Origin of the sequence: Leeia sp., from assembly GCF_041909055.1 — a bacterium.
Classification (GTDB): Bacteria; Pseudomonadota; Gammaproteobacteria; order Burkholderiales; family Leeiaceae; genus Leeia; species Leeia aquatica.
The window spans coordinates 455,533-467,103 of the sequence record NZ_JAYREC010000002.1; the positions used below are offsets into that span (position 1 = coordinate 455,533).

3 protein-coding genes are annotated in these 11,571 nt (G+C 60.6%); all 3 read left to right on the top strand.

What is annotated here, in order from left to right; translation table 11 throughout:
* The first annotated feature begins 50 nt into the window (after positions 1-50).
* From ACE3O2_RS07950 to ACE3O2_RS07960, 3 genes are read left to right on the top strand one after another with little or no spacing between them, the layout of a single operon-like run.
* Positions 51-9,167, top strand: a complete 9,117-nt coding sequence (locus ACE3O2_RS07950; RefSeq protein WP_374336349.1) for an amino acid adenylation domain-containing protein — start codon at positions 51-53, stop codon at positions 9,165-9,167.
* A gap of 15 nt (positions 9,168-9,182) precedes the next feature.
* Positions 9,183-9,917 carry a 4'-phosphopantetheinyl transferase gene (locus ACE3O2_RS07955; protein WP_374336351.1) on the top strand — a complete coding sequence of 245 codons (735 nt, stop codon included), beginning with the start codon at positions 9,183-9,185 and terminating at the stop codon, positions 9,915-9,917.
* The gene (locus tag ACE3O2_RS07960; RefSeq protein WP_374336353.1) at positions 9,905-11,551 is read left to right on the top strand and encodes a cyclic peptide export ABC transporter; all 1,647 of its coding nucleotides are present in this window, start codon (positions 9,905-9,907) and stop codon (positions 11,549-11,551) included. Before ACE3O2_RS07955 ends, ACE3O2_RS07960 begins: the two co-directional genes overlap by 13 nt.
* Positions 11,552-11,571: the final 20 nt, after the last annotated feature.

Sequence of the window (11,571 nt, forward strand, 5' to 3'; positions counted from 1 at the left end):
ATCAGCACGTGGATCACGGTCAGGTGACCGGTAGTGGGAAGGAGAGGGCCATGACTGCCATCAATCAGCCGCAAAGCGTACGGCAAGGCTTGCTGTTGCCTGCCTGGCAGCAGCAGTTGGCACAGCACCTGCATTTACCCGCTGTCGAAGACGGCCAGGTCCGGCTGGACCGGCAACAGCTGGACACACTGAGCAGTCAGCTGGCAGCAGGGCTACAGCGGCGTGGCATCCAGCCAGGGCAGACCGTGGCGGTCTGCTTGCCGCGCAGCTGGAAGCTGGCCGTGGCCTTTCTCGGGCTGCTGAAAGCGGGAGCCGTAGTGTTGCCCCTCGATAGGCAGAGCCCCGCTGAGCGCATCGGCTACATGCTGGAGGATGCCTCATGTTCCTTTGTGGTGCTTGATGAATCGTGCCCTTCCGCCATCATGCCCGCGCAGGTACAGCAAGGATGGTTTGATGGACTGCTGGATACGCCCGCGTCGGCATGGACACCTTGTAACACTGCTGCAGATCACGCCTTCATCATCTATACCTCGGGTTCCACTGGCAAACCAAAGGGTGTGCGAATCCCTGAGGCGGGCATCATGCGTCTGGCTCAGCCAGGCTATATTCAACAGGACGCTGGGCAGCGCTATGGTTGTGCGTCCAATCCGGCGTTTGATGCCATCAACTTTGAAGTTTGGGTACCCCTGCTGACAGGGGGCTGCATGGTCATTCTGCAGGATGAGTGCTTGCAAAAGCCGGAGCAGTTGACGGCGGTGTTGTCGCAGCTTGGCATTCATACCCTGTTCCTGACCGTGTCGCTGTTCAATGCCATTGCCGACCAGCAGATGACGTGCTTCTCCAGTCTGACTCAGCTCCTGGTTGGCGGGGAGGCACTGAATGCAGACCTGATTCGACGCTGGTATCAGCATAACCCGGCGAGCCCGACCCGGATATTCAATGTCTATGGCCCGACAGAGTGTTCAACATTTGCACTCTGCTGGCCCATCCCGCGGGATTTGTCTGCTTCTCAGGTTCCCATTGGCTGGCCGATCGCCGAGACCGGCGTTGCGGTGCTGAATGCGGCGGGCGAGCCAGTGGCTGCAGGTGAAACCGGCGAGCTTTGCCTTTCCGGAGCGGGGCTGACGCCGGGCTACCTGCATCTGGAAGAGGCCAACCGGACCGCGTTTATCCTGCTGCCGGAAGGCGATGGGCAGCAGATTCGCTTCTATCGCACGGGGGATCTGGTGCGGGTGGGCCCTGACGGCGCGATTGACTATATCGGCCGCAAGGACCGGCAGGTCAAGGTGCGAGGGTTCCGCATCGAGCCCGGCGAGGTCGAGCAGCAGATCGCACGGCATCCGCAAGTTCGTCAGGTCTATGTCTGCACCCGTCAACCTGTTGCGCACGGCCCGCATGAATTGCTGGCGTATATCCAGCCGGATGACGAACTGGAGCTGCCGGGGCTGCTGCAACACATGGCGGAGCATCTGCCGCCCTATATGCAGCCGCACTGGCTGTTCAAGGTCAGCCACTTTCCGCTGAATGCAAACGGCAAGGTGGATCGCCAGCGCTTGCTGGCCGAGCATGACACCCCCTGGCGTATGCAGCGGGATACGGTGGCGTTGTCTGCCCACGAGACCGCTTTTCTGGTTTTGGCGCAGACGGTGCTGGATTGTGGTCCGCTGGGACGGGAGGACTATTGGCTGGCCAACGGTGGGGATTCGCTCAAGGCTTTGCGGTTACGTTTTGAGTGTCGTCGACGCTGGCACAAGGACCTCGCACCGGAAGCCCTCTTCAAGCAACCCTTGGGTGAGCTGGCGGCCTTGCTGTTGCAAGCGGCCGATACCGACTACCCACCGTTACCGGCTGTCTCTGAATCCGATGCGGTTGCGGCCAGTGCCGAGCAGCAGCGCCTGTGGTGGGTGCAGCAGCATGGCAGGCAGCAAAGTGCTTACGGCGTGCTGTTTGCCTGGCAATTGAGTACCGCGCCCGACTGGGCCGTACTGGCCGCTGCCTTGCGGCAGCTGGTGGTGGATTATCCGGCACTGCGTACCGCCTTGGTCAGCCAAGGCGCCAGCTTGCTGCAACAGCCAGGCCCGGTCTACGACCCCTGCCACTTTGGCGCTGAGGGGCCTGCTACCCGCAGCAAAAACTGGCAGACCCTGGCCGCACATCTGCTGCGGCAACCTTTCGATCTCAGCCAGCCAGGCCTTTTCCACGCCTATGTTTGCCCCGATGCCAATCCTGGGCAGTTTGTCCTGCTGCTGCACATGCACCATGTTGCCGTGGATGGCTGGTCGATGAACCTGCTGTTTGCCGCGCTGAGTGAACGCTATCAAGTCTTGCTGAGCGGACAAGCCCCCGTGGTCACTGCGGCACCGGATACGCGGCAATGGGCGCAATGGCAGGCACAATGGCGCCAGCACCCCCGCTACCAGCAGCAGTTGCACACCTTGCTGTCCTGTTATCAGCGGGCGGAGGACATCGAACGGCTTGTGCTGCCGGAATCAACCCAAGCCGAGAATGGCGCGATGCTGGTACAGCATTGGGGGCTGGACAAGCGTAACCAGCTGGATCATTACGCCAGCCGCCAGCAGTTGACCCGGTTTCAGGTCCTGCTGCCACTGTTTGCGGTGACGGTTTATGCCGTCACCGGCCTGCAGCGGCTGCGCATTGCCACACCCGTGGCCAATCGGGTGATCCCGGAGTTTGAGCATAGTGTTGGCATGCTGGCCAATACCCTGCTGTTGCCGCTGCAACTGGATGCCGTAACCGGGCTGTCGTCCCAGCTGCCACAACTGGCAGCGGAAGTAGGGCGCCTGCTGGGGTGCCAGGAAGTCCTGCTGGACGATGTGCTGACCGCAGCCCCCGCCCTGTTTCCCGCAGGGCAAAGCCTGTTTGACTTCATGTTTGTGCTGGAAAACACACGCTACGATCAGTTTCAGCTGGCAGACATCCGTGCCCGCCTGCAGTGGGTGAAACCCGCGCAGGCCAAGTGCCCGTTGCTGTTGAGTGTGGTTGAACAGGAAAACGGTTTTGACTGTGTGTGGGAATATGCGGCGGATGTGTTTGCTCCCGAACACATCCAGCAGTTTGCCCACGTTTTCTCTCAGTTGCTCGACCGCCTGCCGCTGCTGGAGCAGGAGGATCCGCCCCTGCATGCACTGGCACAACAGAATCGGGCTTTGCCAGCGATGATGGGGCAAGGCGTGACCGTGCCTTTGCTGTATGACCGCGTTTGTGATGCCTTTCATGACCAGGTGCTGCGGACACCCCAGGCGGTGGCGCTGCAATCGGCGGGTCGGCAATGGACGTATCAGCAGCTGGATCAGCTGGCGGATGCGCTGGCGGTGCTGATTCAGGCGCAAGGTACATTGCCGCAGGATGAAACGGCAGAGGCTCATGTGGCCCTGTACCTGGATGCATCGCCTGAGCACATTGTCAGCATTCTGGCGCTGGCCCGGCTGAACCTCACCATTGTGCCGCTGGACCCTTCTTATCCGCCTGCACTGCTGCAGCATGTGCTGCAGCAAGTGTCACCTCTTATGGTGTTGACCCAGGCGCAACAACGGGATGCGGTCAGTCGTTTGCTGGCCGGTCGGCAGGTCCCGGTGCTGGATGTCACGCTGCATGCCTCATCGGCATCGCCACAGCGGCGTGCGGGACAACGTCCCTTGTATACCCTGTTTACCTCGGGTTCGACGGGCACACCCAAAGGGGTACAGGTCAGCGACCGCATCCTGTGCAACCTGATGCAATGGCAGTCTGCGGCGGGGGGCTTGAAACCGGCTGCGCGCACCTTGCAGTACGCCATGTTGTCCTTCGATGTGTCGTTCCAGGAGATTCTCTCCACCCTGTGCAGTGGGGGTTGCCTGCACCTGATGTGGGCGGGCGGGCGGCAGGATGCACCTGCCATACTGGACTACATGCAGCAACACGCGATTGAACGGTTGTTTCTGCCGTATGTTGCCTTGCAGATGCTGGCAGAGCATGGTGTTCGCTTGCAGCAGTTTCCGTCTGCCCTCAAGGAGGTGGTCACCGCGGGTGAGCAGCTGCTGTCCACGGAAGCAATTCGGGCCTGGTTTGCCGGCATGGTGGGCAGCCGCCTGTTCAACCACTATGGGCCGACTGAAACCCATGTGATCAGTAGCCTGTGCCTGCAAGGCGACCCTGTAAGCTGGCCGGAGCAGCCGGCCATCGGCTTTGCCGTGGACAACATGTGCTTGCGGGTGGTCGATGATCAGGATATTCCGGTCATGCCCGGGGTGGTGGGGCATTTGCAGCTGGGTGGGGCATTCATTGCACCATGCTATCTGGCCGATGCCACGCGCAATGCGACGCGTTTCCTGCAGGAAGCCTCCGGCCACTACTGGTATCGCAGCGGGGATCTGGCCTGCTTTGATCGGGATGGCCGCTTGCACTACCTGGGGCGGGATGACCAGCAGGTCAAGCTGAGCGGGCAGCGCCTTGAACTTGGGCAGGTTGAGGTGGCCCTGATGCAATGTGCGGAGGTTCAGCAAGCTCTGGTGGTGATGGACCCGCAACAGAAGAGGCTGGTGGCTTGCCTGTGTTGCCATGGCAGCATGCCCGACCGCGAGCAGCTGGAACAGCATCTGGCCAATAGCCTGCCTGCTCATGTACGTGTGGCGGAATATCGCGTGCTGGCATCCCTGCCGCGCACGGCCAGTGGCAAGCTGGACCGCCGCCAGGCGCTGGCGGTGCCATATACCGCCTTACCGGGTGCGACACCGGCCACCGTGGCGATGCCATCAGAACCGATGTCCTCTCTGGAACAGCAACTGGCCGGCTGGTTTGAAGCCGCTGTGGGGCAGCCGATTGCAGTCGAGCAGCGTTTCTTCGACGCGGGGGCCAACAGTCTGGGTCTGATGCGCTTTCATTTGCGCTGTTGTGATGGCCTTGGGCGTGATTTTCCTGTTTCCACCCTGTTTGAGCATGTGACCATACGCAGTCTGGCGCGCTTCCTGCAGCCAGCGGCAGCGCACAGCCAGGTCGCTGGAGCACCTGAGGCGGGGGCAACAGCGGTTACATCCGCCCCTGAAGGGAGTGAGGACCGTATTGCCATCATCGGTATGGCAGTTCGCATGCCCGGTGCCAATGATCTGGCCTCGTTCTGGAACATGATGGTTGAGGGGCGTAGTGGCATCAGCTACTTTCCGGTTGAGGAAGGGCGGGTCGGTGCGCGAAGCCAGATGCAGGGTATTCTGGATTTTGACCCCGGCTGGTTTGGCATCAGCCGGCAGGAAGCCAGCCAGATGGACCCGCAGCAAAGGCATTTGCTGATGTGCTGCGTGCAGGCACTCAGTCACGCTGGTATTCGTGATCCACAGGCGATGCGCATCGGGCTGGTAGCCAGTTGCGGGGAAAATACCTACTACCAGTCGCAGTTGCTGGAGGGGGATCCCGCCAGTCGCCCGGACAGTTTCCAGATGGCGCTGCACCATGACAAGGATTTTCTGGCGACCAAAGTGGCCTACCATCTGGGCCTGACCGGGCCGGTATTCACGGTGCAGTCCGCCTGCTCCAGCTCTCTGGTGGGCACCCATGTGGCCAGTGCTTTCCTGCGGCAAGGGGAAAGCGAAGTCATGCTGGTCGGTGGTTCATTGGTCGATACCCTGCTGACCGAGGGCTATACCTATCGACCGCAGCATATTTTCTCCAAGGATGGCCATTGCCGCCCGTTCAGCGATGATGCCACCGGCACGATTGCGGGCAGTGGTGTCGCGGTCGTGGTATTGAAGCCGTTGCGTTTTGCCATCGAAGACGGTGATACGGTCTACGGGGTGCTGGCAGGCAGTGCCATCAACAATGACGGGCGTGACAAGCTGGGCTATGCGGCGCCGTCGGTCAATGGCCAGCGGGATGTGATACGGGAATCCTTGTGGCGCAGTGGGCTGGCACCGGAGCAGGTGTCCTATGTCGAGGCTCATGGCACCGGTACTCAGCTAGGCGACCCGGTTGAAGTTGCTGCGTTGCGCCAGGCATATGATGTTGCGCCAGGTCACCATTGCGCCCTCAGCGCCGTCAAGAGCCAGATCGGGCACCTGGGTGCTGCAGCAGGGGTAGCAGGGCTGATCCGTGTCACGTTGTCGGTCTATCACGGCTTGATTCCGCCGACCATTGATTTTCACCAGTTGAACCCCAAGCTGGCGGGACAGCTTGAGCCATTCCATATTCCACGCGTCGCTGAACGCTGGCCCGAGGGCAAGCCGCGCATCGCGGGCATCAGCAGCTTTGGCATTGGTGGCAGCAATGCCCATGCGCTGGTGATGCAGGGACCGGAGGTGACGCTGCAGGGCAGTGCGATTCACTGCCTCATGTTGTCCTCTCGCAGCGAGGCGGCATTACGGCAGGATGCGACTGCACTGGCAGACTATCTGACCGCGAATCCGCATCAGTATAGCGTGGTGCTGCGTCACCTGCAGGCAGGCCGCCCGACGCACGCCTGGCGGGTAGCCGCTCAATGTGCGGATGCGGCGTCGGCCGTGGCCTGGCTGCGGCAGGTTTCACCGCAGCAGGTCCAGGCAAGCGGCGGAGTACGTTACTCGGCAGGACAGTCGGCCAGCGAACTAGCCGCGTTCTGGCTGTCCGGCGGTGAGATCAAGTGGCCAGATGGGCCAGCTGCTCCCCCGTGGGACATGCCGGTTCCCTCCTTCCAGCTGGAGCGCTTCAGTTTTGAACGCAAGCCGGCCAGCGTCGAGGGCCCGGTGGAAGCTGCAGGCAAATTGCCCCCATCAGAGTGGCTGCACCAAATGCAGTGGGTACGGCGGCAGCCACTCTCTGCATGCGTGGCTCGCCCATCCAGTCACACGCTGCTCTGGATGTGCGCCGAGCCCTTGTCTGAGGCAGAGTATCAGCACCTCTCCCGCTTGTATGCCAGGGTGGTGGTGGCTGTGGCTCATGCTCCACAGCCCCTGCAGGGTGGTGTGATCGGCTACGATCCCGCCGACCCCGCCAGTGTGGACCGATTGTTGCAGCACGTCGCACAAGGTGGCACCGCAGTTGAAGCGGTCTATGCCTTGCCACTGGCGCTGCGTGATGCCATGGACGTGCAGCAGGCCGAACCATGCTGCCTGGATTGGCCCGCCTTGTTCCTGCAGCGCTGGTTCAGCAGGGCTGAACCACCCGCCCTGTCGGTGTATTGGCTATCGGTCGAAGCGCAAGCCGTCATGTTGCCGACGCAGCACCCTGCACAGGCTTTGCTGGCCGGGATACATGAGGTCGGGCCGCAGGAGCTGCCTCTGCGTAGCTGCTGGATTGATCTGGACCGCCATGATGTGGCACGAGCCAGCACCATTGTGCCCGCCATGATGCCGGAGGCAGAGGGGCGGCTGGCGGTGCGTCATGGCTATCTGTGGCAGCCGGTACTTCAACCGGTGCCGACGCCGGCGGCACCTGTACCAGCATTCGACTTGCCGTCAGGTGGTTGTCACGTCATCCTGGGGGGGAGCGGGGGCATCGGCAGTACACTGGCCGCCACCTTGCTGCAGGATGAACAGGCTCAGTTGATCCTGTTGTCCCGATCCGGCGAGCTACCGCAACGTTTGCAGCCCTGGCGGACACGTTGCCACGTGATTCAGGCAGACTTGTCCTCCGTCATGTTCAGTGCTGACCAGGTCTTGCAGGCGATTGCGAAGCAGACCGGTCAGGTGAGTAGCGTCATTCACGCCGTGGGGGCCGCTGCGGGAGGGCTGATCATGCAGCGTGACGCACGCTCCATGCGGGAGGGACGTGCAGCCAAACTCAACGGTGCATTGCTGGCTGAACGTTTGGTTCAGCACTATCAACCGCGGTTGGCGCTGTACTGTTCATCCATGTCGGCCTGGTTTGGTGGCGTGGGGCAAATGGACTATGCGGCAACCAATAGCGTACTGGATGCGTTGGCCAACCAGAGTGATCCGCTGAATCCGGTAACCCGGCGCATCAGCATCAACTGGGACATCTGGAAGGATGTCGGCATGGCCAGTACGGCGCTGAGCCAGGACCGGGTGCATCAGGCACATCTGGCCATGGGCCTGACAGCCACAGAGGGCGAGCAGGTGTTTCGTGCCGCGCTGGCAGCCCGGCAACCCCAGATTCTGGTGTCGACTACTCCGTTGCATCAGGCCGCTCAGTTTTATCGTGCGCCGGTTACTCCGGCACAGCAAAGTGGTGCTGCTGATCTGGCGCAAATCAAGGCGCATTTGCAGGATTGCCTGTGCCGCTGGCTTGGGCTGTCTGAGATTGCGGATGACGCAAACTGGTACGATTCAGGTGCCGACTCACTCACCTTGCTGGATGTGCTAGCCGAGCTTGAGCAGCAGTACGGCATTGTTCTTTCCTTGTCCCAGCTCAGCCACAAGGTCAGCCTGCAGGAGTGCCTGACAAAAGTGGCAGCGCTCATGCAGGATGGAAATCCCGCATCGTCTGTCAGCATTGATGTCTGGCAGCGCGGTAGCGGTCACAACCTGTTGTGTCTGGTGCACCCGGTGGGGGGGGATATTCAAGCGTACCGTCCCCTGGTCAGCCGCTTGGGCGCGGATCAGACGATTTGCCTGATTGCCGATCCTGCCTTGTCGCAGAATGTGGCTCAGACCTGCTCCATTGCTGAGCGGGCTCATGACTATCTGGCCGCGCTGGAGCAGCACTTTCCGCCGTCGCAATGGCAATGGCAGCTGGCGGGGTGGTCCTTCGGCGCCTGGGTGGTGAGCGAGATGGCATCACAACTGGAACAGCGGCACGCGCCAGCGTCTCACGTCTTGCTGCTGGACCCGCCTGCACCGGGCAGTGGCCGCCTGTTTGCTAACTACAGCCAAGCAGAGATTGAAGCCGTATTTCGGCAGGAGCTGGCGGGAGCCCAGCCGCGTGAGGCGGGGGAGCATGCACACTATGTTTCCCGCCTGACGGCAACCTGCCAGCGTAATCTGGCCAGCATGGTGGATTACGCGTTCCCGACGCTGTCACGCACACCGGTCAGCCTGATGGTCGCCAGTCAGGCCGAGGAGGGCTTGGGCGGCTTGTCCGCACCGACAGCACAAGACCGGCAGGCCTGGATGCAGCACCTGCCCCGGCTGGTGCACTGGCAGGTGCTGGCAACCACCCACTATGGTCTGATGCGTCAACCGATGGTGGAGCAGGTGGCGCATCACCTGCTGTCCTTGCATGAGCATGGGGTGCACGCATGCTGATCGGGGAGGCAAGCCATGATTGAGCTGACCAACATTGCCGCGCCGGAGGCCTTGCTGCACCCGTTGGTGCAGGTGCGGGCATGCCGGTTTCATTACGACGGGAATGGCGTGACAGATGGGGTGAGTGCGCCAGCCGGTACGGATGTGCCGATCTTGCCGGAGAGCATGACGCGTGCAGTCGCCAAGCGGCAGGCCGAGTTCCTGGCAGGGCGACTGGCGGCGAGTGCTGCGTTGCGCAGTCTGGGTGCCTCGGGGCATGTCCCGGTTGGCGAGGACCGTAGCCCGCAATGGCCTGCGGGCATCGTAGGCAGCATCAGCCATACGGATCGCCTGGCCATCGCGGTGGTGGCGCGGGCAACTCAGTGCGCTGGCTTGGGTATAGATATCGAACCGGTGATGGATAGCGACACGGTCCGCAATCTGCAACACATGATTGCCCGGCCCGAAGAGCTGGCCTTGCAGCCGAAAAGCCTGTCACTACCGCAGTTCCTGACCTTGCTGTTTTCGGCCAAGGAAGCCTTGTACAAGGCCGTGTTTCCCCGCTTGCAGCAGGTGCTGGAGTTTCACGATGCCCGTTTGTTGGGTGTTCGCGATAACACCCTGCAGCTGGCGTTGTGCTCAAACGATTTGCCGGGCTGGGCCCGCCAACCTTTCAACGTGTCCAGCTGCCTGACGGATGGACTCGGCTTTAGCTGGTGTTATCAGCTTACTCCTTCCATGGACCATGAGGTGAACACATGCCTTATCTGATGTATCTGTACCGGCAGTCACGCATGCTGCTGCTGGTCGCCACCCTGGCCGGGCTGGTGTGCGGCATTGCCGGTGCCTTGCTGGCTGTACTGATCAGTAACGGCCTGCAAGGGCGCGCTATTGGCACCATGGCGGCGGTGGCCTTCTTTGGCTTGTGCGCACTGATCCTGATCAGCAAAACCGCTTCGGAAATGGCACTGATCCGCCTCACGCAGCGTGCCATTTACCGCATGCGCATTCGTTTGAGCCATCAGCTGCTGGCAACGCCGCAGCGCAAATTGCAAGAGCTGGGGCGCCATGGCCTGACCACCATTCTGACGCGCGATGTTGAAGTGTTCACCATGGCCTTTGAGTATCTGCCGGTGGCCTTCAACAATGGCGTGGTGATTTTGGGATGCATGGCCTATCTGGCATGGGTGTCCTGGCCCGTTTTTCTGATGATCACGCTGCTGATTGTTGTAGGCATTTATGGCTTTCACATGGCTGAGCGCGAGCCGATACGCCAGCTGGCTGCCGCGCGTGATCAGGTGGATTTGCTCTATCAGCATTTTTATCACTTGATTGATGGCAGTCGTGAATTGCAACTGAATGCGCAGCGGGGCAAGCACTTTGTGGAGAAAGTGCTGGAGCCGGATGCTGCAGCGTTTTGTGCGCTGAGTACATCCAGTCTGAACCGGTATATGTGGGTCACCAACCTTGGCGGCATGACGTTTTATGTGGTCATGGGGCTGATGTTGTTTGTGGTTCCGATGGTGTGGCCACAGACCAGCGGTGTGCTGATCTCTGTCACGCTGGTCTTGTTATACCTGATTAAACCCATTTTTGAGCTGTTGATTGCCTTGCCCCGCATTCGTAATGCCGTGATTTCCTTGGGGCGTATTCAATACATTGCCAGTGAGCTGGAGTCGGGGGAGGGTACTGAGGATCAGCCAGCTTCTCCCTTTGCTGCAGAACGCGCCCTGGCGCTGGAATTAAAAGAAGTTGTACACCGCTATCCGGGTGATCTGGAGGATGAGACCTTCCGTCTGGGGCCGGTCAATTTCCGGGTCAAGCAGGGGGAAACCGTCTTTGTAATTGGCGGCAATGGGGGAGGGAAAACCACTCTGGCGATGTTGCTGCTCGGCCTATACCCACCCGATAGTGGAAAAATCCTGCTCAATGGACAAGCGGTTACGCCGGACAACGCCCAAGCCTACCGGCAGCATTTTTCGGCCATTTTTTCAGACTTCCATCTGTTTGAGCAGCTATTGCTGGCAGATGATGGTCAACTGGGCCAACGTGCCCAGCACTACCTGCAACGACTGGGCATCAGTCACAAAGTGGCTTTGAAGGAAGGCGGGCAGTTTTCCACCATCAAGCTTTCCCAGGGGCAACGCAAGCGATTGGCTTTGGTTGCTGCGTATCTCGAGGACCGTCCAATCTACCTGTTTGATGAATGGGCTGCAGACCAGGATCCACGCTCCAAGCATGTGTTCTATACCGAGCTGTTACCTGAGCTGAAGGCTCGAGGGAAGGCTGTCATTGTCATCACCCATGATGATGCTTACTTCTCATGTGCGGATCGTATCGTCAAGCTCAATGATGGTGAGCTGCATCCTGTGACGTCGCATGAACTACCCACTGCAATGGCCTGAAATACCTGGACATGGAATTG